Origin of the sequence: Arthrobacter sp. TB 23 (assembly GCF_000294595.1) — a bacterium.
In the GTDB taxonomy this organism is placed as follows: domain Bacteria; phylum Actinomycetota; class Actinomycetes; order Actinomycetales; family Micrococcaceae; genus Arthrobacter_D.
The window spans coordinates 37081-63057 of record NZ_ALPM01000089.1; the positions used below are offsets into that span (position 1 = coordinate 37081).

General features: G+C 62.8%; 23 protein-coding genes, 2 tRNA genes and 1 pseudogene (2 of these 26 cut by a window edge). 9 read left to right on the top strand and 17 right to left on the bottom strand.

Features of this window, described 5'->3' with window-relative positions; all coding sequences use genetic code 11:
- The 5 genes and pseudogenes from B384_RS0112845 to rpsB all read right to left on the bottom strand — a co-directional run.
- A pseudogene (locus B384_RS0112845) lies at positions 1 to 95 on the bottom strand (phosphatidate cytidylyltransferase); it reaches 877 nt to the left of the window's first position.
- 89 nt (positions 96 to 184) lie between these two features.
- Positions 185 to 742, bottom strand: a complete 558-nt coding sequence (frr, locus tag B384_RS0112850) for a ribosome recycling factor (RefSeq protein WP_019483508.1) — start codon at positions 740 to 742, stop codon at positions 185 to 187.
- Positions 743 to 850: 108 nt separating this feature from the next.
- Entirely contained in the window at positions 851 to 1591 is a 741-nt protein-coding gene (pyrH, locus tag B384_RS0112855; RefSeq protein WP_019483509.1) for a UMP kinase, read from the bottom strand.
- 166 nt (positions 1592 to 1757) lie between these two features.
- Entirely contained in the window at positions 1758 to 2594 is an 837-nt protein-coding gene (gene tsf / locus B384_RS0112860; RefSeq protein WP_019483510.1) for a translation elongation factor Ts, read from the bottom strand.
- A gap of 107 nt (positions 2595 to 2701) precedes the next feature.
- Positions 2702 to 3613: a 30S ribosomal protein S2 gene (gene rpsB / locus B384_RS0112865; protein ID WP_019483511.1), complete on the bottom strand. Its 912-nt coding sequence runs from the start codon at positions 3611 to 3613 to the stop codon at positions 2702 to 2704.
- Between the two features lie 392 nt (positions 3614 to 4005).
- Between rpsB and B384_RS0112870 the strand changes: the two genes are divergently transcribed.
- Positions 4006 to 4602, top strand: a complete 597-nt coding sequence (locus tag B384_RS0112870) for a murein hydrolase activator EnvC family protein (protein WP_019483512.1) — start codon at positions 4006 to 4008, stop codon at positions 4600 to 4602.
- A gap of 117 nt (positions 4603 to 4719) precedes the next feature.
- Here B384_RS0112870 and B384_RS0112875 read toward each other — a convergent pair whose 3' ends face one another.
- Positions 4720 to 5910 (bottom strand): acyl-CoA dehydrogenase family protein, encoded by a 1191-nt coding sequence (locus B384_RS0112875; protein ID WP_019483513.1) that lies wholly within the window; start codon positions 5908 to 5910, stop codon positions 4720 to 4722.
- A gap of 622 nt (positions 5911 to 6532) precedes the next feature.
- Between B384_RS0112875 and B384_RS20655 the strand changes: the two genes are divergently transcribed.
- Positions 6533 to 6982, top strand: coding sequence for a helicase associated domain-containing protein (locus tag B384_RS20655; protein ID WP_156809095.1), 450 nt, complete (start codon positions 6533 to 6535; stop codon positions 6980 to 6982).
- A 151-nt stretch (positions 6983 to 7133) separates the two neighbouring features.
- Here the strand turns inward: B384_RS20655 and B384_RS0112885 are convergent, their stop codons facing one another.
- The gene (locus B384_RS0112885; RefSeq protein WP_019483515.1) at positions 7134 to 7865 is read right to left on the bottom strand and encodes a GntR family transcriptional regulator; all 732 of its coding nucleotides are present in this window, start codon (positions 7863 to 7865) and stop codon (positions 7134 to 7136) included.
- A gap of 145 nt (positions 7866 to 8010) precedes the next feature.
- Here B384_RS0112885 and B384_RS0112890 point away from each other — a divergent pair, with 145 nt between their 5' ends.
- The 6 genes from B384_RS0112890 (at position 8011) to B384_RS0112915 (ending at position 13950) form a co-directional block, all read left to right on the top strand.
- Positions 8011 to 9330, top strand: a complete 1320-nt coding sequence (locus B384_RS0112890; protein ID WP_019483516.1) for an ABC transporter substrate-binding protein — start codon at positions 8011 to 8013, stop codon at positions 9328 to 9330.
- 138 nt (positions 9331 to 9468) lie between these two features.
- Positions 9469 to 10353, top strand: a complete 885-nt coding sequence (locus tag B384_RS0112895) for a carbohydrate ABC transporter permease (RefSeq protein ID WP_019483517.1) — start codon at positions 9469 to 9471, stop codon at positions 10351 to 10353.
- Between the two features lie 30 nt (positions 10354 to 10383).
- A complete protein-coding gene (locus tag B384_RS0112900) occupies positions 10384 to 11223 on the top strand; it encodes a carbohydrate ABC transporter permease (RefSeq protein WP_019483518.1) in 840 nt (279 codons plus the stop codon).
- A 223-nt stretch (positions 11224 to 11446) separates the two neighbouring features.
- Complete coding sequence (locus B384_RS18870; RefSeq protein ID WP_019483519.1) at positions 11447 to 12055, top strand: glucosamine-6-phosphate deaminase; 609 nt, start codon at positions 11447 to 11449, stop codon at positions 12053 to 12055.
- Entirely contained in the window at positions 12052 to 13011 is a 960-nt protein-coding gene (locus B384_RS0112910; protein WP_019483520.1) for a hypothetical protein, read from the top strand. Before B384_RS18870 ends, B384_RS0112910 begins: the two co-directional genes overlap by 4 nt.
- Positions 13012 to 13044: 33 nt before the next feature.
- The gene (locus tag B384_RS0112915) at positions 13045 to 13950 is read left to right on the top strand and encodes an endonuclease/exonuclease/phosphatase family protein (RefSeq protein ID WP_019483521.1); all 906 of its coding nucleotides are present in this window, start codon (positions 13045 to 13047) and stop codon (positions 13948 to 13950) included.
- A 518-nt stretch (positions 13951 to 14468) separates the two neighbouring features.
- On the opposite strand, the gene B384_RS0112920 is transcribed toward B384_RS0112915, so the two are convergent.
- The 5 genes from B384_RS0112920 to B384_RS0112940 form a co-directional block, all read right to left on the bottom strand.
- Positions 14469 to 14542 (bottom strand) — tRNA-Ile (locus B384_RS0112920).
- A 108-nt stretch (positions 14543 to 14650) separates the two neighbouring features.
- Positions 14651 to 15847, bottom strand: coding sequence for a glycosyltransferase (locus tag B384_RS0112925; protein WP_019483522.1), 1197 nt, complete (start codon positions 15845 to 15847; stop codon positions 14651 to 14653).
- A gap of 58 nt (positions 15848 to 15905) precedes the next feature.
- Positions 15906 to 16799: a DMT family transporter gene (locus B384_RS0112930; RefSeq protein ID WP_019483523.1), complete on the bottom strand. Its 894-nt coding sequence runs from the start codon at positions 16797 to 16799 to the stop codon at positions 15906 to 15908.
- A gap of 45 nt (positions 16800 to 16844) precedes the next feature.
- Positions 16845 to 17489: a CDP-alcohol phosphatidyltransferase family protein gene (locus tag B384_RS0112935; protein WP_019483524.1), complete on the bottom strand. Its 645-nt coding sequence runs from the start codon at positions 17487 to 17489 to the stop codon at positions 16845 to 16847.
- A 74-nt stretch (positions 17490 to 17563) separates the two neighbouring features.
- Positions 17564 to 18370, bottom strand: coding sequence for a phage holin family protein (locus B384_RS0112940; protein WP_019483525.1), 807 nt, complete (start codon positions 18368 to 18370; stop codon positions 17564 to 17566).
- 348 nt (positions 18371 to 18718) lie between these two features.
- Between B384_RS0112940 and B384_RS0112945 the strand changes: the two genes are divergently transcribed.
- A complete protein-coding gene (locus tag B384_RS0112945; protein WP_019483526.1) occupies positions 18719 to 19888 on the top strand; it encodes a multidrug effflux MFS transporter in 1170 nt (389 codons plus the stop codon).
- Between the two features lie 35 nt (positions 19889 to 19923).
- Here B384_RS0112945 and B384_RS0112950 read toward each other — a convergent pair whose 3' ends face one another.
- The 5 genes from B384_RS0112950 to dusB all read right to left on the bottom strand — a co-directional run.
- Positions 19924 to 21393, bottom strand: a complete 1470-nt coding sequence (locus B384_RS0112950) for an SDR family oxidoreductase (protein WP_019483527.1) — start codon at positions 21391 to 21393, stop codon at positions 19924 to 19926.
- An 87-nt stretch (positions 21394 to 21480) separates the two neighbouring features.
- A tRNA-Asn gene (locus tag B384_RS0112955) sits at positions 21481 to 21556 on the bottom strand.
- A 79-nt stretch (positions 21557 to 21635) separates the two neighbouring features.
- Entirely contained in the window at positions 21636 to 23582 is a 1947-nt protein-coding gene (gene dnaG / locus B384_RS0112960) for a DNA primase (protein WP_019483528.1), read from the bottom strand.
- A gap of 75 nt (positions 23583 to 23657) precedes the next feature.
- A complete protein-coding gene (locus B384_RS0112965; RefSeq protein WP_019483529.1) occupies positions 23658 to 24959 on the bottom strand; it encodes a deoxyguanosinetriphosphate triphosphohydrolase in 1302 nt (433 codons plus the stop codon).
- A protein-coding gene (gene dusB / locus B384_RS0112970; RefSeq protein WP_019483530.1) for a tRNA dihydrouridine synthase DusB crosses the window boundary here: on the bottom strand, positions 24943 to 25977 show its 3' portion. The gene runs 147 nt beyond the window's last position; only the last 1035 of its 1182 coding nucleotides appear in the window; the start codon falls outside the window, past its right edge — the gene reads right to left on this strand; its stop codon occupies positions 24943 to 24945. Before dusB ends, B384_RS0112965 begins: the two co-directional genes overlap by 17 nt.

Consider the following 25977-nt stretch of genomic DNA (forward strand, 5'->3'; position numbering starts at 1 on the left):
TGGGCGCGCCGGCCACTTCTGGCAGCATCAACGCCGGCCACGAGCTGAGCCGCTTCCGGTGACTTCGCCCGGTCGGGCTCCGTCGCTTCCCCCATTGTGGGGGCGCCCTCACCTGGCGCGGAACCTACGTCCCCGTGTGAGACTGGCTGTCCCCCAGTGTTAGCTGAGTGATGGGTGTCGCTCATTAGACCTCAAGCAGCTCGGTTTCCTTGCGCTTGAGCAGCTCGTCAATGGTGTCCGTGTGGGACTTGGTCCGCAGATCGAGTTCTTTTTCGCCGCGCGCGCCTTCGTCTTCCCCGGCGTCGCCATCCTTGACCGCCTTGTCGATGCCGTCCTTCGCCTTACGCCGGATATTCCGGATGGCGATCTTGGCGTCTTCAGCCTTGGTTTTGACCAGCTTCACGTACTCCTTGCGGCGTTCCTCGGTCAGCTCGGGCAGGACCACCCGGATGATGTTGCCATCATTGGAGGGGTTGGCGCCGAGGTCCGAATCGCGCAGGGCCCTCTCGATATCGTTCAGTGCTGCCCTATCGAACGGGGTAATCAGGAGCGTACGTGCCTCAGGGTTCTGGAATGAGGCCAGCTGCTGGAGAGGCGTTGGGGCACCGTAGTAGTTGACCATCACCTTGGAAAACAGCGAGGCATTCGCGCGTCCGGTGCGAATCGTGGCGAAGTCTTCCTTCGCCGCTTCCACAGCCTTGTCCATTTTCTGGGTGGCTTCTAGCAATGTCTCGTCGATCACTGTAACTCCTAAGCTGTGCGTCAGCTGAGCAACAGCCGCGCGTCGTCCGGTTCAGTTTTCAATCCTAGTTCACCTGAGCCACCCATCCGGGGCAGGCTCATGACGTGCCTAGGTGGTTACCGTGGTTCCAATCTTTTCTCCAAGGATTGCGCGGGTGACGTTCCCCTCCCCCTCCATGCCGAAGACAACCATCGACAGGTCGTTGTCCTTGCACATGGTCATGGCGGTCTGGTCCATGACGCGGATGTCCTGGCGCAGGGCGTCGTCGTAGGACAACGTCTCAAGCTTCTTCGCGGTGGGATCCTTGTGCGGGTCCGCGGTGTAGACACCGTCGACACCGCTTTTGGCCATCAGGACCAGGTCTGCATGCACTTCAAGGGCACGCTGGGCCGCCACCGTGTCCGTGGAGAAGTACGGGAGTCCAGCACCGGCGCCGAAAATGACCACGCGGCCCTTTTCGAGGTGGCGAATAGCGCGGCGCGGGATGTAGGCCTCGGCCACCTGTCCCATCGTGATCGCACTTTGCACCCGGGTTTCGACTCCCGCCTGTTCCAGGAAATCCTGCAGGGCGAGGCAATTCATCACCGTACCCAGCATCCCCATGTAGTCAGCCCGGGACCGGTCCATGCCGCTCTGCGAGAGTTCGGCGCCGCGGAAGAAGTTACCCCCGCCGACCACGATCGCGACCTCGACCTGGCCGACCGTGGCTGCGATCTGTTTGGCTACCGATCGCACGGTCTCAGGGTCGACGCCGAGCTTTCCGCCACCGAAAACTTCGCCGGAGAGCTTGAGGAGCACCCGGCGTCGGCGGGTTTCCCGGCCTTGCGTGCCCAAATCAGAGTTGTCCATGGTGCCTCCCAGGGCGGTTGTGGGGTTTCGTTGCTAAAAGAATACGTTGCAGTGCTGACGGGAATGGTCCCTAGCAGGAAAGGGGGACAGGACACTTGGGCAGGAAAAAGGGGTGGTCACCGTGGCGACCACCCCTTCTCCTGTGTCTTACTTTGTCCTAGCGGACCTAGGCACCGACCCGGAAACGGGCGAATGCGCTTGGCTTTGCGTTGGCTTCAGTCAGCACCTGAGCGACTGACTTCTTGGCATCCTTCGCGAATGCCTGGTCCACAAGCACTCCCTCTTTGAAGAAGCCGGTGAGGCGACCTTCAACGATCTTGGTCAGTGCGGCCTCTGGCTTGCCTTCGGCGCGTGCCGTTTCGTCGGCAATGCGGCGTTCGGTCTCAACGAGTTCCGCTGGTACGTCGTCGCGCACCAGGTACGTCGGCGAGTAGGCAGCAATGTGAACCGCAATGTCGTGAGCGGCTTCCTTGGCTGCATCGCCTTCGCCCTCAATTGCGAAGAGTACGCCCACCTGCGCGGGAAGATCCTTTGAGGTCTTGTGGAGGTAGGCGTCAACAATGCCACCCTCAATGCGTGCAAGGCGGCGGATTGCTACCTTTTCGCCCAGCAGGGCGCCGGCCTCGATGACGTGCTCGGAGACGGGCTTGCCGTCAACCGTGTACGCGAGGAGGGAGTCGACGTCGGCTGCGCCGGATTCGATCGCTGCGGCGAGGACCTTGTTGGAGAATTCAACGAAGGGGCCGGCCTTGGCGACGAAGTCGGTCTCGCAGTTGACCTCAACCATGACGCCGACGTTGCCGTCGACCTTGGCAGCCACGAGGCCCTCAGCGGTTGAGCGGCCTTCGCGCTTGGTTGCACCCTTCAAGCCCTTAATGCGGATGAGCTCCATGGCCTTGCCGGCATCGCCGTCAGCCTCGTCGAGGGCTTTCTTTACGTCCATCATGCCAGCGCCAGTGCGCTCGCGCAGTGCCTTGATATCGGCGGCGGTGTAGTTCGCCATCTGAACTCCTAGGTATGTTGTGTCTAAGAAGAGCTATGCCTGCAGGCGGTGACGCCTGGGCACATGGAGAAGGGGGCGCGGATTTTCACCCGCACCCCCAAATCCAGTTACTTGCTGTCGTCTGCTACTGGAGCTTCTTCGGCTGCTGGGGCTTCCTCAGCGGCGGGGGCAGCATCGGCTGCGGCTTCGGTTGCTGCTGGAGCTTCCTCGGCTGCTGCCTCTGCTGGCGCGGCGTCGGCTGCTGGTGTGGCGCTATCGCCAAGCAGCTCGCGCTCCCACTCGGCCATTGGCTCGGCTGCTGCTTCGGTGTCATTTCCACCGGAGCGGTTGTGACGGGCGATCAGGCCCTCTGCCACTGCATCTGCTACCACGCGGGTGAGCAGGTGAACGGCGCGGATGGCGTCGTCGTTGCCGGGGATCGGGAAGTCAACTTCGTCGGGGTCGCAGTTGGTATCGAGGATCGCGACCACTGGGATGCCGAGCTTCTTGGCTTCGTCGATGGCCAGGTGTTCCTTCTTCGTGTCAACGATCCACACGACTGAAGGAGCCTTGGTCAGGTTGCGGATACCACCGAGGTTGGTTTCCAGCTTGGTGAGTTCGCGGCGCAGGAGGAGGAGTTCCTTCTTGGTGTGACCGGAGCCGGCCACATCGTCGAAGTTGATTTCCTCGAGCTCCTTCATGCGCTGGATGCGCTTGGAGACGGTCTGGAAGTTGGTGAGCATGCCACCGAGCCAGCGCTGGTTGACGTAGGGCTGGCCAACACGGGTAGCCTGCTCGGCGATGGCTTCCTGTGCCTGCTTCTTCGTACCGACGAAGAGGACAGTGCCGCCGTGCGCGACGGTGGCCTTGATGAACTCGTAGGCGCGGTCAATGTAGGACAGTGACTGCTGCAGGTCGATGATGTAGATGCCGTTGCGCTCGGTGAAGATGAAACGCTTCATCTTCGGGTTCCAGCGACGGGTCTGGTGGCCAAAATGTACGCCGCTGTCGAGCAGCTGGCGCATGGTAACGACTGGCATGTCGTTCCTTTCTATCGGCAGGGCGCAGGGCGCCTGTTCTGCCTGTTGACGGTTGCTAGTGTTCCGTTCGGGTTGAACGTCACTCCTGGTACCGGTTGGTTTTCACCCATGGAGTCCATCACCGGAAACGAATCCGGACCGTTGGACCCATGCCCTTCGCTATCCGTGAGATAGCTGGGGTCGAGGTACGCGTAGTCAGATGCGACGAGCCGATGTGTGCCAGAAATGTTCTCCGGGCACGCGGCATCGCAGCAAACTGCTGTGTTGAGTCTACTACATGGCAGGAGTCGACCGGGACGGGGATCCGGGGCTCTGGCAGTCAGAAGAGTGCGGTTACCCACATAGGTGCAGACAGCGACCCACGCGGAATGAAACGGCGGAACAGTTGTTGCATGAGCACGAAACTCTTCCGTCGACGAGCAATCATTCTCGCAGTGTTAGTGGTCACGGCGCTGGGCAGCACTGGATCGATAGCCACCGGGTCCATAGCGACCGGATCCATGGCCACGACGGCAACGGCGTCGGCGTCGGCGTCGGCGTCGGCGTCGGCGTCGGCGACCTACGATCCCCCGTGGGGTTGGCCGCGCACGCCTACCCCGGTAGTGCTGAGGCACTTCGATCCACCAGCGCAGCGCTGGCTGCCGGGACACCGCGGCGTCGATCTGGCCGCAGCTGACGGGGCGGTGGTACTCAGTCCGGCACCGGGCAGGGTGGTCTTCGCCGGATGGGTTGTCGATCGCCCGGTGATGACCATCGACCATGGCGGCGGGCTGTTGAGCAGCTTTGAGCCGGTCGCCGCCCTCCTCGACCGGGGTGAGGTGGTCGAGGAGGGCCAGACGCTGGGGACGGTCGCTTCGCTAACGGCCGGGTCGCACTGCCCCGCGGGATGTCTTCATTGGGGCGTGCGACTGAGGGGTGAGTACGTCAATCCGCTCAATTATGTGCTGGACCGCAGGCCGTCGGTCCTGCTGCCGCTGCATGGCCCCTGACGTCCCGCCCCAGTCATTACGCGAAAGCCTCATCCAGCACGTCATGCGACGGGCGTCATGGAGCACGTAATGCGACAGGCACCCGGAAGGCTCAGGCGCCCTTGATATTCCAGCCGCTTAAACGAACGCGGCGATCCCGGTGATGGCCCGCCCGGTCACGAGGGTGTTGATTTCGTGGGTGCCCTCGTAGGAGTACACCGCTTCGGCGTCGGAGAAGATCTTGGCCATTTCGTAATCCGTGACGATGCCGTTTCCACCCAGCAGGCTGCGGCCCATTGCGACGGTTTCGCGCATCCGCGCCGTGGTGAAAGCCTTGGCCAGTGCCGACTGCTCGTCCTTGGCCTGCCCTTCGTCCTCGAGCTGGGCCAGCCGGACCATCATGCCCATTGAGCTGACCGTGTTGCCCAGCATTTCGACGAGTTGTTGCTGGACCAGCTGGAAGGAGGCCAGCGGACGGCCAAACTGGTGACGTTCGACGGCATATCGCCGTGCCACATCAAATGCCGCGAGCTGCTGGCCTACCGCCTGCCACGCAACCGAGAGTCGGGTTACCTTCAGTACCTTGTTGGTGTCTTTGAAACTGTTGGCGCCTTTGAGGTGGAAGTCATCATGGACCACCACGTTGTCGAGGGTGATGTCGGCGTTTTCGACGGTGCGCAGCGCGATCTTATTCTCGATCTTGGTGGCGCTATAGCCCTTGAGCGTGGTGTCAACGAGGAAGCCTTTGACCTGGTTATCGGCGAGATCGCGAGCATAGATGACCACCCAGTCGGAGAACGTGGCGTTGCCAATCCACCGTTTGGCGCCGTTGATGATCCAGCTATCGCCTTCCCGGCGGGCCGTGGTGCGGGTGCCGCCTGCGACATCAGATCCGCCCAGGGGTTCAGTCAGCCCGAAAGCGCCGATCTTTTTCATCGAGTAGATATCGGGCAGCCAGGCTTCCTGCTGTTCCGGCGACGCGAGCTCCTCGATTGATCCGGTGAACAGACCGTCGTGAACACCCAGGAAGGTGGCAATTGAGGTATCGGCGCGGGTGATCTCGGCGTGCATTAGCCCGGCGAACAGGTTTGAGTACCCCTGCCGGCGGACTGGGCTCATCACGTCCAGCTCGGCAAGCTTGGGAATGAGGTCTTTCGGGAAGGTTGAATCGTTCCACCACCCGGTGGCGTGCGGCTTCACCTCGGTCCGCAGGAACTGGCGGATCTCCTCGAGCCGATCCCGCTCTTTTTGACTCAGGAGCGCCTCGAAAGAGTAGAAGTCGCCGTCGGCATAGGGAAGGTTGTTTACATCGATGACTGGCTTGCTCATGCGGGTGTCCTTTGCGTCGTCCAGCGGTTCTTTCGCTCTATGTTACCCACGAGTAACTTCCTTGCCAATCATCTGGAGCGCGGAACGACAAAGTCCCCGGAACAGAAGCGTTCCGGGGACTTTGAAAGGGGGTAGGGCTGCTGGGGCTTAAACCCAGGACAAAGGGATTAGCAACTCCGGTCTTTCGTTGGTTTCCGGTGCATTCGATCCCCCGCAATTCCCAGCAATAGCGCCAGTCGAGTGATTCCAACTGATCATTATCTTTCGCCCTTGCTCGTTGTTTCCGGTGGGTAAGCGGTGGGCTAAGCGCCACCGGGCGTGCGGCCGACCCGCATGAGTGTGGCGAGCCTATTGAGAAGCGCCAAGATCTTCCCTGGACGATTGACGATCGCAGGATTATCGTCGTGGCGGTTTTGCAGTCCTGGTTACTTTGCAGTCCTGGTTACAAGGTGTGCAGATGTGGAATGAGGACAACATGCGCAGAATCTCGTCAGCGGCCAACGCCAAGGTGTATAGCGGCGGTGTGGCCGAAGATGGTTTCTTGCGTGCTCTCCCAGAGGCAAGAACGGTGCGAGCCGTTCCTGGCAGCAAGGGAAAGAGCACATTTTCGACGGGTCGAACCTTGCCGAACTCGACTGTGGCCGCGCCGTGGTGCTGGCCTCCGGTGGTCTCCAAAGACCCCATCGAACGGCGTCTCACCGTCTGGGTCGCGGGCCAGCGCAAGCAGATCCTTAATGGTTCCATCAGCAATGATCGGCGGGAACTGCTGCAAGCTGCATTCGGAGACTGGGTAGGGCTCCCACCTCCGGCGCCAGAGACCAGCATGTGGGACCGGCGCCTGACCGAGGTGGCGGACGTGTTCGCTAATGAGGGCCACCCACCTCGATTCAGGAGAGGCGACGACCGGCACGAGAACACCCTGGCAACCTGGCTGGTCACCCAGCGCGGCCTCCACCGCCGCGGCAACCTGGCTGGTCACCCAGCGCGGCCTCCACGCACCGGCACCCTGGATCCGACTCGGCAGGCACGCCTGGATGAGCAACTCCCCGGATGGGTTGCTGGCTGGCGGTAGTTGAACCAACGTAAGGTCAGCAACCCACCTCAACGGGCAAAAATGACGAGACAGACAGCTCGGCATGTCACTCCATATAGATCGTCTCACTTACCACAGCCCGGCGAGTGGGAGCCGACTGGATGGCTATTCTCAGCTGTCTGGTGCTACGTCAGTGCCGGGTGCGCGCGAAAAATTGAAATCGGTCACCACGGAATACTGATCGGGTCCATTCGACTGGAACGCCGCTGGCGTTCAGACCGCGCCGTTGAATCAGCAGCAAGGGAGCGCCCATTTCGATAGCGAGAAGGCGAGCTTCGAGCGGACCGGCAATCGTGGTCATGACGGAGTCTTCCGCCTCGGTAATTTCGATACCGTAACGGGTGCTGAGAACGGCATACAGGGACCCCTTTTCAGTGAGGTGTTGTTGCAGATCGGGAAGCAATCCAGGCAGGTACGCTGCCTCGTGGGCCAGCGGTTCGCCATTGATGAAACGTACCCGTTCGATGCGCGTGAGTTTCGTTTCGAGAGGGACACGCAGCCGTGCAGCGAGTTGCTCGTCGGCGAGCACAGGCTCGATCCCGAGGATGTTGGATGCGCTTTTGAGGTGCTGCGCCTCGGCATCTTCGGTGAATGACGTGAGCTGGCGGATGTAGGCGGGATGCGGCGGCGCCACAAATGTCCCCTTGCCTTGGGTGCGGTTGAGTATGCCCTCGGCCACGAGCTCGGAAATGGCCTGCCGGACAGTGGTCCGCGATGTCGCGTACCGGGCGGCAAGGGAGCGCTCTGTCGGCAAGGGCGCCCCTGGGCCGGCCACGAGCGCGAGGCGGCGCAGGTCCTCCTTCACCTGGTAGTACTTCGGCGCGGCGTAGTACTTCGGCGCGGCGAAGGCCGGAACGGTCATGGAGCAATAATACCGCCGATAGTACCGCCGATACCCAGCGGAAATTGGTCTAGGCCAATCTATTGACTTCGAAATTGGTCTAGTCCAAACTCGGGGAAGGGCCGCTGCTGGCTCGGATGTTTCGGGCGGAAAAGGAGTATCACTGATGATTACTAACAAGAGGAGCAACCGCAGTGGGGCGGCCGTAGCCACCGGCATTGCGATTGCCATGGCGCTGTCAGGCTGCTCCGGAGGCGGCGAACCTGAAGCGGGCGACGGAACCCTTGAGGTGTGGGCACACTCCGGCCAGGCTTCCGAAGCAGAGGCCCTGCAAACCCTCGTCGATGAGTTCAACTCTTCCAATGAAGAGCTGACCGTCGAACTAACCCTCATTCCCGAGGCTGACTACACGCAGACAATCCAGGCCACGTCAGCAGATGAACTGCCGGACATCATAGAAATGGACGCCCCGACAATGGCGGCGTTTGTCTACGACCGCAAACTTGTTCCCCTTGACGGCGTAGTCTCCCAGGAAACGCTGGACAACAGGATCTCCGGCGTGGCGGAGAGCGGCACCTACAACGACGAGACCTATGCCGTGGGCATGTTCGACGTCGGACTGGGCATGTGGGGCAACCGGACCCTTCTGGAGGAAGCCGACGTCGAAATCCCGACCACCGCTGAAGAAGCCTGGACTGCGGAGGAATTCAGTGGGATTCTCGAGACACTCTCGGAGGCGAACCCCTCCGGCGCGGCACTGGATCTGGGTGAAGCAAACGGTTTCGCCGCTGAGTGGGGAACCTTCACCAGCACCCCGCACATCTGGTCGGCCGGCGGAACGCTCATCAAAGACGGAAAAGCTGACGGCGTGATCAACAGCCCCGCCAATGTCGATGCCTTGGAAGAGTGGGCTTCCTGGAAGCCGTACACCGACCCGAACACGGACGGCAGCGCACTTCAGTCTGAGCGCGTAGCCCTGAGCGTGACCGGAAACTGGGCCTACCCGGCCCTGAGCGAGGCACTCGGTGAGGATCTGGTGCTAATGCCGCTGCCCGAGTTCGGTCTGGGAACCAAATCCGGCCACGGCTCCTGGCAGTGGGGCGTAACCCCGACGGCAGACCCTGCGGAGGCCGGCCAGTTCATCGACTTCCTGATGACTGACGAAAGCATTCTCACAATGACTGAAGCCAACGCCGCTATCCCCGGCAGCACCACGGCCCTTGAACAGAGCGAACTCTACGGCGAAGGCGGCGAGCTGGAACTCTTCGCCACAGCCCTGGCCAGCGCCTGCGGTTCCGAGAACGTCACCGAGGAATGCATCGCGGTTGCCCGTCCGGTAACCCCCGGCTACCCGACGGTCACCAGCTCCTTCGGAAGTGCCCTCCTCGCCATCTGGGGCGGCGGCGACGTCCAAGAGGAACTCGACTCGGCAGCCAGTGCCATCGATTCCGACTTCTCGAGCAACAACGGCTACCAAGAGGACTAAAAGGCCATCAGGGTGGGGCTGCCATGGCAGCCCCACCCTCATAGCGAGGAGAGCGTTATGGCCCAATCAACCGGCCTTGTAACTCCGGCAGGTACTGCTGTTGAGCGACGCCAGAAGACGAGAAGAACCGGGAGCCGTGTGGCAGGCCCCCTGATGGCCGCCCCGGCGGTTCTGCTGCTGATCCTCTTTCTTGCCATTCCTTTTCTGTCGGCGATCTTCTTCTCCCTGCACAGCGTGCGGCTGGGAGACCCCCGCCCACCGAACTTTGTCGCTATCGACCAGTACGTGCAGATTTTCACCGAACCCACGGTTTCCCGCGAGTTCTTCAGCGCACTGCTGCACAACTTCCTCTTTGCTGCTGTGGTGGTTCCGGTTCAAACCGGACTGGCACTCGCGCTGGCCATGCTGGTAAGCAAGCACATTCCGGGTATCGGCCTCTTCCGGTCCCTCTACTTCCTGCCAGTCGTGTTTCCAATTGCACTCGTTGCCATCATCTGGCGCCTGATCCTCTCCCGCGGCGACCAGGGTCTACTCAACCAGGCACTGAACTTCTTCTCGGTCGGAAACTTCGGCAACCAGGACTGGCTCGGATCCGAATTCACCGCCCTGGCCTCCGTGATCGTGCTCTCGATCTGGCAGGGCGCCGGATTCCAGATGGTCATCCTCCTGGCGGGACTGCAGCAGGTGCCGGGCGACCTGTACGAGGCTGCCGAACTGGACCGCGCCAACCCCTGGCAGAAGTTCCTGCACGTGACTCTCCCCGGAATCCGCACCACACTGGTTTTCGTAGCCCTCTATACGACCATCCTTTCCCTGCGGGTCTTCGACCAGATCTATGTCCTGGCCAAAGGCGGCGGCGGTCTCAACGAAGACGCCGCCCGGACGGTCATGTACGAGGCCGTCACCGCCGCCTTCGACGAAAATAACATCGGGCGCGCAAGCGCGATCTCCGTCGTGTTCTTCGTGATCGTGGTCATCCTGTCCCTTATTCAGCGACGCGCTACCCGCGAGCGGGAGGACTAAGCCATGACAACGGTTCGCACATCTCAAAAAATGAGCCGACGACAGCGGCAAGCACTTCTTCCCCGGTATCTCACCCTGCTCATCACCGGGGCACTATTCCTCGCCCCAGTTGCCTACATGGTGGCGGCGTCTCTGGCACCGGCCGAGGACACCCTGTCCGGCTTTGAAGTCTTCGATGTCTCCCAGTGGGGACTGCACAACTACGCTGGCGTGGCCAGCAGCCTGTCCTCCGACAGCACAGGGCATCTGTACCAGTTCTTCCTGGTCTCATTCACGGTGACAGTCTCCGTCGTCGGACTGGGCCTGCTGGTGAACTCAATGGCAGCGTACGCGCTATCCCGCCTGTCCTGGCGCGGCAGGGACCTAACCCTGCTCGGCATTCTGCTCCTGCTGGTGGTTCCCTTCGAAGCCGTTGCGGTGCCCATGTTCTACCTCTACAACGACGCACGGAACACCCTGTGGATCCAGATCGCACCCTTCGTCGGCAACGCGCTCTCCATCTTCCTGTTCTACTCGTTCTTCTCCGGGATACCCAAGAGCATCGACGAGGCCGCACGGATGGACGGTGCCGGACCCTTGCGCATCTTCTTTCGAATCATTGCGCCGATGAGCAAGCCGGCATACGCATCCGTTGCCATCCTGACTTTTCTGGCGCAGTGGGGCATGTTCCTGTGGCCGGTGCTGATGATCTCGGATCCGAGCCTGCGGCCGCTGCCGCTCCAGATCAGCGTGTTCGCCGGCCAGCTTCCGCCTGCCTGGGGCCAGGTCATGGCCTTTGGAGTGCTCCTGGTGATTCCCGTGATAATCGTCTTCCTGCTGTTCCAGCGCTGGTTCATCGAAGGCGTGGCCAGCTCGGCCGTCAAGGGCTGAGCCCTACCCACCCGGCAGGCACACACCATCAGAAAGGACTGGCCTTGGACGTCCTGGTTTTGGCTGATCCGTCGGCGATCGGATCCCATGCCGCTGATCTCGTAGCCCGTCGGATGACGGACAAGCCTGACACGGTCCTCGGGATAGCAACCAGTTCATCGCCGCTGGTACCTACCGGGCACTCTCCCGAAGGCGCACGCAGGCCAAGGTCACGCTCGAGAGGGTGCGCTGCTTCGCTCTGGACGAATACGTGGGCCTACCTGACGGGCACCCGGCGAGCTATGCCGGCGTCGTCGTTGAAGAGGTGACCGGGCCTTTGGGATTGAACCCCGAGAACGTATACACCTCCGACGGGAGCGCCGCGGATCTCCAGCAGGCCTGCCTGGACTATGAGAACGCTCTTACCTCCGCCGGAGGTGTGGATCTCCAGATTCCGGGAATTGGCACGAATGGGCACATCGGCTTCAACGAACCGATGTCTTCCCTGGCCTCCCGCACACAAAATAAGGCTCTGTCTGAACAGACACGCAAGGACAACGCGTGGTTCTTTCGTGAGGGCGAGAGCGTACCCTCGCGCTGCATCACCCAAGGGCTGGGCACCATCATGGACGCGCGGCAGATAGTTTCCGTAGCACAGGGAAAATCGAAAGCCGAGACACTCGCAGCCGCGGTAGACGGCCCGGTCAGCAGCATGCGACCGGCGTCCCTCCTTCAATTCCATCCCGACGCACCGGTGGTGCTGGATGAAGTTGCCGCATCACGGATGGCGTTCACGGACTACTACCGGTCCGGCGCCTCGGCAAAGCCGCTCCTCATCGGGAAGGCACCGTGACATTCCGGCTGCCGGATCACTGGGTATGGGACAGCTGGCTCGCTGACGACGGGGAGAACTATCACCTGTTCTTCCTCCGTGCGAGCAGGGCGCTGATCGATCCTGACAGACGCCACCACGGAGCGTCTATCGGGCACGCAGTCTCCGCTGACCTGGAGGAATGGACTCTCCTTCCGGACGCACTCACCGCCGCCGGCGCACCCGCATGGGATGACCTCGCCACGTGGACCGGCTGCACCGTCCGTGGCACGGACGGCACCTGGCATCTGTTCTACACAGGCGTCAGCCGCGCCGAGAATGGGCTACAGCAGAGGATCGGGTCCGCCGTATCCGATGACCTCGTAACCTGGACGCGGTCCGAAATGCCTGCCCTCGAAGCCGACCAGCGCTGGTACGAAAAGCTGGGTGAGGGCACCTGGCCTGATGAAGCGTGGCGGGACCCTTTCGTCTTCTTTGACGAGGACACGCAATTGTGGCAAATGGTGATCACAGCCCGCAACCGAACCGGTAATCCCGACCAGCGCGGCGTCGTCGGGCACGCAGTGAGCCCAAACCTCACGCACTGGGATACGCGCCCGCCACTGTCTTCCCCGGCCGGTTTCGGCGAGATGGAAGTAATTCAGTCACGACAGGTTGACGGCGAGACCGTTCTGATTTTCTCCTGCCTCCCCGACAAGGCGCCGGGCATTCCGTTTGAAACTTCAAGCACCGGCACGTGGATTGCGTGTGGGGAGAGCCTGCTCGGACCGTGGGACCTGACGGGAAGCTCCAGCTTCTTTCTGCCGGGACTCTACGCGGTGCAGCTCTACAGGAAGCGCGACGGAGAGTGGGTTGTCTTCGGCTTCCAAAACAGCGTGGACGGCCGTTTCGTTGGGGAGATTGGGAGCCCTGTTCCCCTCACGGAAGTTCTGGCCGGACGAACCCTCTTTCCGTACACCCCGACTACCGACGGATAACCTGCACCACCACCACTAAAGGAGAACAGCACTATGTTCAAACAATTGATGGCAGCCGGCTCGGCAGCCGCACTCATAGTCGGCGGCACCATGCTCGGTGCCGCACCCGCCCTTGCCTCACCCGCAAAGGCCGGCGACAAAACCACCGACGTGACCGTGATGTCTTTCAACATCCACTACGGGGCTGACGGTGACAATAATTTCGACCTCGAACGCGCAGCATCCGTGATCGAAGTTTCGGGTGCGGAAATCATTGGTCTGCAGGAAGTGGACAACCATTGGGGAGCGCGCAGCGAATTCTTGGACGAGGCTTCATGGCTTGCGGAACGGCTCGACATGCACGTCGTCTACGGAGCTAACCTCGACGAACCACCGCTGCCCGGCGATGTGGACAACCGCCAGTACGGCACAGCCATCCTCAGCGAATACCCCATCATCTCCTCCACGAACCACCTCCTGACGAACATCGAGTACGAAGAACGACCCACCGAACAACGCGGATTGCTCGAAGCCGTGGTGAACATCCGTGGGGCCCACCTTTCCTTCTACAACACCCACCTGGACTTCCAGCGGGAAGAGCAGCGGGCGCTGCAAGTTAAGGAAATAATCGATATCACCGGCAGCAATGATCGGCCGGCGGTCATCGTCGGGGACCTCAACGCGACGCCGGACGCACCGGAGCTGCAGCCCCTATTCTCAGTATTCACTGACAGCTTTGCCGCACTCGGGCAGAACGAGGACTACACCTTCGCTCCGGATCTAGAAGGGCTTCCCGGAAGCGGGTCAGTGGAGAACCCCACCCTGCGCATCGACTACATCCTGACCGCACGCGGGGCCACTGCGACGTCCGCGGAGGTCATCAAGACCACAGCATCGGATCACCTGCCTATCATCGCCGAACTTTCGGTGACGAAGTCGCCCAACGGCTTGGTGAAGTAGCTGCAACAAGAGATGAAATCGGGACAGTACAGAGGGCCGGAAGTAGTCCTGGCAGTCGACGTCGGCGGGGCCACAGTCAAGGGCTCGGTCTTCGTTGACGGGGTCGAAAAAACCTCCGAACACGCTGTCCCAACGTTCGAAGAGTCCTCCGGCGCCTTGTCGACGCGGTCCTCGCGGCGCTATCAGCACTTGCGGGGGCCGCTCGTGCGCTGGGCCACGAACCGACCGCCATTGGAGCAGGCAGACCCGGACTCGTGGACACAAGCGCGGGTCTGGCCCACCCTTCGCGGTGGAAATGCTCCTAAGGCGGCAGCTGGGCCGTCTGGAGGCCAACCCCTGGTTCACCCGGAAACACTACGTGCAGAAGACCCATGTACCGGCCTGACAACACCGTTCCGCTCGCAGCGTTTGGTCAGCGCCTGGATTGAATTCGGTGGGTTTCCGGTGGATGCCTACCTCAGACTCCCAATGCAAAGAGCCCCTGATCCGCGTTTCCGCAGGCCAAGGGCTCTCTTTAGTAGGGCTGCTGGGGCTTGAACCCAGGACAAACGGATTATGAGTCCGCTGCTCTAACCAGCTGAGCTACAGCCCCGCGAAGTGATCGCCGAAGCGACTATGTCAGTCTAACGACACCGAAGTATTCTAACGACCCCGCAGCATTTGCCGAACTCGCCCCTGGCGGCACCCGGCCGGTGGCCTGTCAGACCGCCTCGGATTCCAGCAACTCGCCGTAGTACAGGCCCTCAAACGTCGCAAGTGTGGCCGTGAGCGAGTGAACATCGACCATCGAACGGCTAGCCTTGCCCATCCGGTCCTGGTCAGCGGGTGGCAGGCTGAGGATTTGGGTGATCCGATCGGCAAGCTCGGTGCTGTCGTGCGGCGTGAACAAGTAGCCGTTGACCCCGTGGTCCACGAGGTGGGGAAGAGCCATGGCGTTGGCGAGCAGCACGGGGGTGGAAGCGGACATCGCCTCCAGCGTCACCAGCGATTGCAGCTCGGCCGTTCCAGGCTGGCAGAACAGTGCCGCACGGAGATAAGCCTGCCGCAGCTCCTCATCGGTGATCAGTCCGCGGAAGCTGACCCGTCCACCAAGACCTAGCCGGGCGACCTGTGCCTGGAGTGCGGCTTTCACCTCGCCGCCACCCACAATCTCAAGGTGGACGTTGAGCCCTGGAGGAGTCTTGGCGACGGCGTCAATCAGGACATCAACGTGTTTCTCTTCGGCGAGTCGACCGACAAAGAGCACCGTCGGGTGGTCCCGGGGTTCCAGCGTCTCCCCGGGCTGCAATTCGTAGGCGGCTGAGTCGATGCCATTGGAGAGGGGGACCACCTTCCGAAGGAACGCATGCTCGTGCATGGCCTTGGCGGCCAACGGGGTCGGCGTGGTGACCACAGCTGCCTTGCCCATGACCTTGCCCATGTCCCGCCAGGAGTTCTTGGCAACAATTTTCTTGAACCACTCCGGGAAGGGCAGGAACGGGTTGAGATTTTCGGGCATGAAGTGGTTGGTGGCAACCACCCGGATTCCGCGCCTCACGGCCTCATAGAGGGTGTACTCCCCCACCATGTAGTGGCACTGAATGTGCACGACGTCAGGCTGCACCCGATCAAAAAGCATGCTGATGTCGCGTTTGATCTCCCAGGGAAGGCAGATTCGCCAGTAGTCATGGGTGGGAACCGCATGGGATTTCAGCCGGTGCACGGGCCATTCGCCGTCGGCTTCGGTGAAGCTCTTGCCATTCTTGGTGCTGGGAGCCAGGACGTGAACCTCATGCCCGCGGGAGTGCATTCCCTTTGCCAGCCGGTAGCCGAACTGCGCTGCCCCATTGATGTTGGGCGGGTAGGTTTCTGCTGCGATCAGAATGGTCAATGGCAATTTCTCGGCCGGGTGGCTCACTGTGGGTTTCCTCTGTGGGTAACTGGCGGATCCGGCGGCTGGACAGAATGGGCCTCAGCTAACGCCGTCGTCGTACTTCCTTCTGGCGTTGCACCACATCTGGGTGATGCCGGGACAACGCGATGACCCCCACAATAGCAACCAACGCGGCCATTCCCATGGCAATTGCGATGACCGATTCCACGTCGGGTTCCAGCTCGCCCAGGATGACAATGCCGATGGCGATACCAACGATCGGGTCAATCACTGTCAAGCCGGCGATCACGAGGTCCGGCGGACCCGTGGCATAGGCGCTCTGCACGAACCACGAACCAAGGCCGGCAGCGACAGCAATCGCCACCAGGGTGTAGGGCGGCACATTCAGCAGGAACCGCCCATTGGAGTCCAAAAGGTGGGTAGCGATAATTTTGGTGAGTACCGCGACGAAACCAAACAACACCCCCGCCCCCAGAATGTAGGCGAAGGCGCCCAGCCGGCGACGGAACATGACCGCGAGGGAACCGAACACCGAAACCGCGACTGCCAACAGGAGCACCGTGACTAGTTCCTGCTCCGGCAACACCTCATGGTCTTTGCGGGTCACGTTGACGGCGAGCAGGACGAACAGCGCGCTTCCGCTCACGCAGGCAGCAATGGCGACGACGGTGGCCCGGTTGATCCGGATGCCCTGATCCTTCGAATTGACGACCGTGGTGATCACCAGCGCGATGGCACCGATCGGTTGCACCACTGTGAGGCTTGCCAGGCTGAGGGCGACCACGTTCAGTGCCATCCCGATACCCAGGAGGATCAGGCCAAGTACCCAGCGCGGGTTGCGGAGGAGCCGTACGAACCCCTTGGAGTTCAGGGACAGGCCGCCGGTATTGGACCTGACGGCGCTGCCTTGGCGTTGCGCGCCAACGGCGAGGAAGCAGGCACCGATGAGAGCCAGGAGAATGGCTAACCAGACCATGCGCCGCCCTTCGGGCACCGGGGGCGGTGATGGGAAAGGGGACGGCTAGGGAGCATCAACGGCCCCGGGCTGGGCCGATCCGTTGGGCCTGCCGTCCGAGCGGTACAACCGGTGCGCAGCAGTGAAGTACCCGTAGAACGCAAGAAGGTGGCCGATGCAGCCCAACAGCAGCAGGACGTGCGCGGTGACGAACAGCCACGGCTGATCAAAGCCCGGCACGCGGTGCAGCAGGAGCATCGGCGAGCCGATCAGCAACAGGGCGGTGCGGATCTTCCCAATATTGGTGACCGGTAGGTGCAGCGGACCGCGGAAGAGGATGAGCGCGTTGACGATGAGGATGGCGTCCGGAATGACGATGGCCCACACCAGCCATGCGGGGGCAATACCATCCACCACAAAGACCACCGCAATGACGATCAGAGCCGTCCGGTCCGCGATCGGATCCAGCCATTTGCCGACGACCGACACCTGGTTGAACCGGCGAGCGATATACCCGTCGATCCAGTCGGTGGAGCCAAGGACCACGAGGGTGATGACGGCCAGGGCGTCCTCGTTTTGCACAATGAGGAACACGAACAACGGAACCCCGAGGAACCGAATGACCGTGATGATATTGGGCAGCGTCCAGAAGGTCGCCAGAACGTCGTTTTCGCGTCCTGGTCTGGCACCGGCCCCAATGAGTCTGATCACTATTCCCTCCCCCCACCATTATGCAGGGAGAGCGGGCCCGCCCGGACCTGTGCCCCGGATCGGGCGAGGGTCTGCTAGCGGGAAACCAGTTTCCGCACCATGACGATAATGGCGGTCACCGAGCCTGCGACCACGGAGAGGGGCTTCCACCGATCGGCCAGGGTGACCTTGTGTGGGTGCTCGCGGGGTGCGGCCGGCGTGCGCGGGGGCACCACGGACCTGGCTTGCTCGGCGAGCCGGTTGGCGCCGGTCTTCGCCGATGTTTTGGCCTGGTTCCAGCGTGATTTGAAGTCGAGTTCGCGGCCCAGATCGTCGCGGAGGTCGGCAAGGTGGTCGCGTCGGGTACCTGAGCGGCGGCGCAATTCGCCGTACGACGGCGTCGGCTCCTTGGGCTTGGCGTCGTCGGCCTCGTCCTTGGGCTTTTCTTCCTTGGGCTTCTTGACATCAAGGGTTGCCGGATCGAAGCTGCGACCCTCGCGAAGGACACCGATGTCGTAGCGGATGCCGCGGATGGCTTCCTCCGGCAGCAGGGGCAGCGCCTTCTTGAACCGGGACACACCGATCAGCGCGGTGATAGCGATGATGATGAGGAATACACCGGCAACCAGCAACGCCGCCAGCCAGCCATCCATGATGGTGGCCAGTCCGAGGATCGCTGCGGCGATGAGCGCGACGGCGAGGAAGGCCAGGAAGACGACCGCCACCACGAGGAACGCTGCTGCGATCCCCGCCTTGATGCCTTTCTGCTTCATCTGCTCCAGCGCCATGGTGACTTCGTCACCGAACTGGCGCGGTGTGAGCCTTCCCAATAGCTTGATCAGTCCGAAGACTGACGGCTTGCTCGAAGTCCCTGTGCCACGTGTGCTAGCGGAACTATCCATAGCTCTGCCTCCATCCCTCGTCTAACAGGTCGCGTGAGCGTACCTGCAAGCTGCGTAAACCTTTTCCTAAAATTACCATTGAGTGGCTAAAGCCGAATCTGTGTAAGCCTACTTCAATAGCAAGCAGACTTAGTGCCTTCCGTTTGCCAAGGCAACCTAAGATGGAACTGACGACAGCGTGGTGCGTTGTCCCTCCCCCTTTTCAGACGAGAATCAGCGCGCCCTCGCACAAACATCTATTCGAGGCCCACGGGCCACCCGTGACGCAAGGGTAAACCCTTGGTCGGATAGGCACCAGTGAGCACAGTAATCCACCCCGGCGCTTCACTTTCCCGACGACAAAAGCTGATGTACGTAGTGATCCTCGGGTCCCTGACCGCGCTGGGCCCCTTCACCATCGACCTTTATCTTCCGGCGTTCCCGTCGTTGCAGAGCGACCTCGGCGTCACCGAAGCTGCGGTCCAGTTGACGCTCACCGGCACCATCGTTGGATTCGCCGTCGGCCAGTTGATCGTCGGCCCGCTCAGCGACAAGGTGGGACGCCGGCTTCCCCTGATTCTCGCCACCAGCGTCCACATCCTGGCCTCGCTTGGAGCGGCCATGGCTACCGACATCACCACGTTGATGGTGTTTCGTGTCCTGCAGGGCGTGGGTGCTGCTGGCGGTGGCGTGGTGGCAATGGCGATGCTCAGGGACCTGTTCAGCGGGTATCCGTTGGTCAGGATGCTCTCCTACATGGCATTGGTCAATGGGCTCGCTCCCATTTTCGCGCCGGTTATCGGATCGCAACTGCTGCTCGTCATGCCGTGGCCGGGCATCTTCTGGTTCCTGGCCGGCTACGGGCTGCTGGTCATCCTTGCGGTGTCGGTGTTCCTGGTTGAAACCCTCCCCGCGGATCGGCGCGGCAGCTCAGGTGCAACCGCCCTGCAACGCTACCGGGCGGTTCTTACCGACCGGATTTTCATCGGCGTTCTGCTGGTGGGCGGGATGAACTTCTCCGGCCTGTTTTCCTACCTTTCAGCGTCTCCCTTCCTCTTCCAGGGCACCTACAACTTCAGCGAGCAGCAGTATGGGCTGCTGTTTGCGGTGAATTCGCTGGGCATTGTGGCGGGGGTGCAGATCAGTGCACGGGTGATCCGCCGGATCGGCCCCCAGTGGGTGATGGTCTATTCCACCGCGTCGATGCTGCTGATGTCCCTGCTCATCATCCTGTTCGCACAGCTGGGGCTCGGATTGTGGGGGATCATGGTGCCGCTCTGGTTCTACATCATGTCGGCCGGGTTCACGTTCCCCTGTGTCCAGGTGCTGGCGTTGGCCAACCACGGCGCCCAGGCTGGCACTGCGGCGTCGCTGCTGGGCGCTGTCACCTTCGGTCTGGCCGGGGCGATTTCACCGGTCGTCGGACTTCTCGGGGTTTCCGCTACCAGCATGGGCGGCGTGATGGCTGTCTGCATCGGCGCCGGAGTGGTGTTCCTGTGGACTGTCGTCAGGCCGCGGACCGTCCCGCCCCTGGGCTAGACAGGGGTGGGACGGGATAAGAGTTCCGGTCGGGTTTAGCTGCGCTCAGCTTTGCTGGAAATGTTGCGGGCCATCGACTTGAAGATGGTCCCGTGGAAGGGCAGCACGCCCAACCAGTACAACCGACCGGGGAGCCCCTTCGGGAAGAACACCGCACGCTGGGTGTACTCGCTGCCGGTGCCGTCGGGGCGCACAGACAATTCCAGCCAGGCGCGGCCGGGTAGTTTCATTTCGGCGCGCAAGCGCAGGCGCTCGCCGCGGACGATTTCCTCGACCCGCCAGAAGTCCAGTGCGTCGCCGGTGAGCAGCTGGTCGGTGTGGCGGCGGCCCCGGCGGAGTCCCACGCCGCCCACCAGCTTGTCCATCCACCCTCGCGCGGCCCACGCGACGGGAAGCGAATACCAGCCGTTGTCCCCGCCGATTCCCTCGATGACCTTCCAGAGCCGCTCCGGGGAGGCTTTGGACTTGTAGACCTGCACATCGGTGAAGACGGTGTGCCCAGCCCATTCCGGGTCGGTGGGCAGCGGATCGGCCGCACTGTCGACCCGGGAGGCTCCCGCCCAGCTGGTCTCCACCTCTCCGCCCCGTTCCTTGCCCAGCGCCAGATCGACGGCCGTGCGGTAGTCAGTCAAGCCGCCGTCGGGCACCGGAATGTAGTTGTCGATGTCGTGTTCCGCGGTGATCGCATCATGCTGGAGCGACTCGATGAGTGGCATCGCCATCACGCGCGGAATGGGAGTGACCAAATTAACCCAGTGGCCAGCCAACCGGGGTGTCAGCACCGGCAGCGCCAGAATCTTGCGCCGCCGCAGACCTGCCTCGACTGCATACTGGTTCATCATCTCGGCGTAGGAGAGGACGTTCCGGGACCCGATGTCGAAGGTCCGGTTCAGATCAGGGGGCAGCGTCAGCGCACCGATCAGGTAATGAAGGACGTCGCGAACGGCGATGGGCTCAATCCGGTTCAGCACCCACTTAGGGGCGGGCATCACCGGCAGGACATCGGAGAGGTGCCTGATCATTTCGAACGACGCCGAGCCGGATCCGATCACCACACCTGCCTGGTACGCGATGGTTGGCGTTCCGGATTCGAGGAGGATACGGCCCACCTCCTCACGGGAGCGCATGTGGGTGGATAGTTCGACATCCGCCGGGTGCAGTCCACCCAGATAGACCATCCGCACGACGCCGGCCGCGGTCGCCGCGCTCGAGACCATCGAGGCGATCTTCGACTCCTTGGTCTCGAAGCCCTTGCCCATTCCCATCGAGTGCACCAGGTAGTACAGGGTGTCGACTCCAGCGCAGGCTTCCCTGAGTGACCCCTCATCTTCGAGGTCGCCCTCCACTACCTCCACCGAGGAACTCCAGGGGACGTCCTTGAGTTTCTGTGGTGACCGGACCAGCACACGGACCGTGTGTCCTTCGGCGACGAGACGGGACACCAGACGGCCGCCGATGTAGCCGGTAGCGCCGGTGACTAAGATCAGTTTGCTGTCTTGTTCCATTGCTTCAGAATACGCTTCGTGCGACGTTGTGCGTGACAAAAAGAAAACCCCTTCCCGCCAGCACGAAGCTGGTGGGAAGGGGTTTGGTGGCTCCTCCGACTGGACTTGAACCAGTAACCCTTCGATTAACAGTCGAATGCTCTGCCAATTGAGCTACGGAGGAAAGCAGCAGATACAACTTTACATACCAAGTGCGGGTAAGTGAAATTGGCTTGTTTCACCCAGCGGATCCCGGTGGAACCTCAGTCGGAGCGAAGCTGGCGACGGCGCATTTCCAGTTCCAGCAGGTCCCGCTGCAGCTGGACGTACTGTTCGGGGTCGGCGGCGGCGTCGACCCGCTGCAGCTTTCCCTGCATCTCGGCCTTGAGCCGGGTGATGCGCAGCTCGTAGAGCCGGTTCACGATATCCCTGCTGTAGAGGGCGAGGGCATCCTCGGCCTTCGACGGCAGCGGCGTGACGGCCAGCTCCGTGACCAGGCCGCGCAGCACCTCAGGGACCTCCTGCCGGACCCGTTCCACCCACTGCGCCGGCTCCACCCCAGCGGCACCCGCGGCCTGCACAGCGTCCTTCAGTGCCGCGTAGACGGGCACTGAGAACCCCGACTCGGCGAACCGCTCCCAGTGCGTCGGCTCGAGAAGGTTCGGGTACTGCAGGACCACCTCGAGGACCTCGCGTTCCATCCTGCCAATCGGGTCCTTCGGATCCGGCCGGGGGAACTGCTCGACGTCGCCACCTGACTCTGCGCCAGCCGACCCATCGGCTGCACCCTGAGCCGACGACGACGCAGCGTGCTCCCGCGATGCGCTCCCGGATCCGCTGCCGGTACCGCCCGCTACCCCGGTACCCTTCCTGGCTGCGGTCGCCACCGCCCGGGCCACCTGGTCCTCTCCCACGAACTGCATTCCCAGCCAGCGGGACAGCTCCCGGGTGTAAATGGACCGCAGCGACACATCCCGGATCCTGGCGACGATCGGCGCCGCGTGCCGCAGCGCGTTGACTTGGCCTTCGCCGGTGGACAGATCGTAGTTGCCGAAGGAGGCCTTGATGGCGAATTCGAAGAGTGGCCTGCGGGAGGAGATCAGGCCGCGGACGGCGTCGTCGCCCTTGGTCTGGCGGAGCTCGCATGGATCGGCGCCGCTGGCCTCCACCGCCACATAGGTCTGCGCGACGAACCGCTGATCCTCCTCAAAGGCGCGGAGGGCCGCCTTCTGGCCGGCCGCGTCACCGTCGAAGGTGAAGATCACCTCGCCACCGGATCCATCGTCGGAGAGAAGCCGGCGGGCAATCTTGATGTGATCGGCGCCGAAGGCGGTGCCGCAGGTGGCGACTGCGGTGCCGACCCCGGCGAGGTGGCACGCCATCACATCGGTGTACCCCTCGACGACCACGAGCTGACGCGATTTGGCGATCTCCCGTTTGGCGAGGTCGATGCCGTAGAGCACCTGGGATTTGCGGTAGAGCGAGGTCTCGGGGGTGTTGAGGTATTTGGGCCCCTGGTCCTCCTCGTACAGTTTCCGGGCGCCGAACCCGACGGTGTCTCCGGTGATGTCGCGGATGGGCCAGATCAGCCGGCCGCGGAACCGGTCATAGATCCGTTGGGCGTTGTTGGCGGAGACGCTGAACATGCCGGTGAGCTTGAGCTCGTCCTGGGTGAAGCCTTTGCCGGTGAGATGGGTCAGGAGGCCGTCCCAGCCCTGCGGCGCGTAGCCCACCCCGAATTGTTCGGCGGCGGCCCGGTCGAACCCGCGTTCCTGCAGGAACCGCCGTCCTGCGGCCGCGCCCTGGGTGAGGAGTTGTTCGCGGTAGAACTCGGCGGCGATCTTGTGGGCGTCGAGCATGCGCTGGCGCCTGCCAATGTCCTCGCGGCGGGGCCCGGTTCCACCGTCCTCATAGCGAAGTTCGAAACCAATCCGCGAGGCTAGCTTTTCGACGGTCTCGGAGAACGAGGTGTGGTCCATCTTCTGGACGAAGGAGATGACATCCCCGCCCTCGCCACAGCCGAAGCAGTGGTAGGAGCCCATCTGGGGGCGGACGTGGAACGACGGCGACCGCTCGTCGTGGAACGGGCAGAGGCCTTTGTAGGATCCAACACCGGCAGACTTGAGCGTGACGTAGCCGTCGACGATCTCCTTGATGTCAGTGCGTTGGCGTACCTCATCGATGTCTTCGCGTTTGATGAGTCCGGCCATGAAAACAGTCTATGCGTCACCGGTGCTGTGAGGTTCCGCGGGGCTCAGCTGTGCAGGAGGAGTCAGCCCTCGCGTCTACCAGAGGGACGGTACCGGTCCGACGACCCGTCGGTGGAGGGACAGCGCCGACGCATCGGTGAGTGAGGCCACCTGGTCGATCACCACCCGAAGCCGCGCGTCGTCGTCGGGCGCGTCCTGCCAGTCGGCGGCAAAGGTGGGTTCGAGGAACCTGTCCCCCGCCGCAGCCATCTGCGCCACCAGGGAACTGAGCACCTCGCGCTGCCGTTCGTAGACGGGTTGGCGCCGTTCAGAGGTCATGACGAAGGTGGTGGCGAGGCCCTTCATGACCGCGATTTCGAGTTCGGTCTCCTCGGGTACCACCATTTTCGCGTGGTACCGGGTGAGGGGGGCGTGGCCGTAGATGGCCCGCGTGGCGGCCAGCGCGCTGAGGCAGAACCGGCCGATGAGCTGGCTGGTCATGTTTTTCAGCGCCGCCATCGAGCGTCTGCTGCCGTCCGCGTCACGGACCCACACATCGGTGGCTTCAAGCCGGGTCAGGGCGGCGTCGATGGCAGCCGGGTCGCTGTGCGGGAGGTACCACTGCTGGGTGTAGCCGACCACCCGGGCGCGCGTGTCCGAGCTGTCCAGCTGTTTGAGCTGGAAATGTCCGGCAACGATCGCGTCTTCGACGTCGTGCACCGAATAGGAAATATCGTCGGCAAGGTCCATGACTTGCGCTTCCAGGCAGGACTGGCCGGCGGGCGCACCGTCGCGAAGCCAGGTGAAGACCGGCAGGTCGTCCTCGTATGCGCCGAACTTTGAGGTGCGCTGCCCCTGGAGTACCGGCGCATTGGCAGCGGTCCACGGATACTTCGACGCCGCGTCGAGGCTGGCGCGGGTGAGGTTAAGGCCAGCTGGGGTGCCGTCCGCCCGGATGACCTTCGGTTCCAGCCGGGTCAGCAGCCGCAGGGTCTGGGCGTTACCTTCGAATCCGCCGACCGAGTGGGCGAGGTCGTTCAGCGTCGATTCGCCGTTGTGGCCGAACGGCGGGTGGCCGAGGTCGTGGGCCAGGCAGGCGGCGTCGACGATATCCGGGTCGCAGCCGAGCGCCCGGCCCAGCTCGCGGCCCACCTGCGCCACTTCGAGGCTGTGGGTGAGGCGGGTGCGCACGAAGTCGTCGGTGTCCGGGGCGACCACCTGGGTTTTGGCGCCAAGGCGCCGCAACGCCGAGGAGTGCAGGACCCGGGCACGGTCACGCTCGAAATGGGACCGGTGGGTGCTCTTGGCGGGCTCGTCCACCCACCGCTGCATGTCGGCGTCGGTGTACCCGGCCGTGACTGGCGCATGCGGGAAACTCGGTTCAGCCACCTGAAACATCCACTTCCGCGGCGGAAATGTCCGCCTGCTGTGCATCGTTGAGGGCGCGGGAATTCAGCCAGTCCTGGGGTAGGGAGGTCTTCTTGGGGCTGCCGGCACGCCCGCGCGGACCCTCGGCGTCGGCGCCCGGGTACGGTGACTCGGCGTCGAGCTCGGCCAGCAGCCCACGCAGCACCTCAAGGGTGGGGACGGCGGCCAGTTTGGCGCGCAGTTCTCCGCCGACCACGTAGCCCTTGAAGTACCAGGCCATGTGCTTGCGGATGTCCCGCAGCGCCATCATCTCGTTGCCGAAGGTGTCGACCAGGAGCTCGGCGTGGCGGTAGACGGTGTCGGCCACCTGGCCGAGGCCGGGCTGATGCCGGGTGCTGTCTCCCTCGAAGGCGTTCATCAGGTCGCCGAACAGCCAGGGCCTGCCCTGGCAACCGCGCCCGATGACGACGCCGTCGACGCCGGTCTGGCGGACCATGCGGATGGCGTCCTCGGCCGACCAGATGTCGCCGTTGCCCAGCACCGGAATGTCCGGCAGGGCTTCGCGGAGCTCGGCGATGGCATCCCAATCGGCTTTGCCGGAGTAGAACTGGGACGCGGTGCGCCCGTGCAGGGCAACCGCGGCGACTCCGCTGTCGCGGGCAATTTTGCCTGCTTCGCGGAAGGTCAGATGATCCTCGTCGATCCCCTTGCGCATCTTGATGGTGAGAGGGATCTCACCCTTCGACGCTTCACGGACCGCGGTCTGCACGATGCCGGTAAACAGGTCAAGCTTCCACGGCAGTGCGGCGCCGCCACCCTTCCGGGTGACCTTGGGTACCGGGCAGCCGAAGTTGAGGTCGATGTGATCGGCGCGATCCTCCTCGACGAGGATCCTGATGGCGGCGCCCACCGTGACCGGGTCGACGCCGTAGAGCTGGACCGAGCGGACCGCTTCGTCGTCGTCGTGCGAAATGATCCGCAGGGACTCGGGGTTGCGCTCCACCAGGGCACGGGACGTCACCATCTCGGAGACATACAGGCCGCCGCC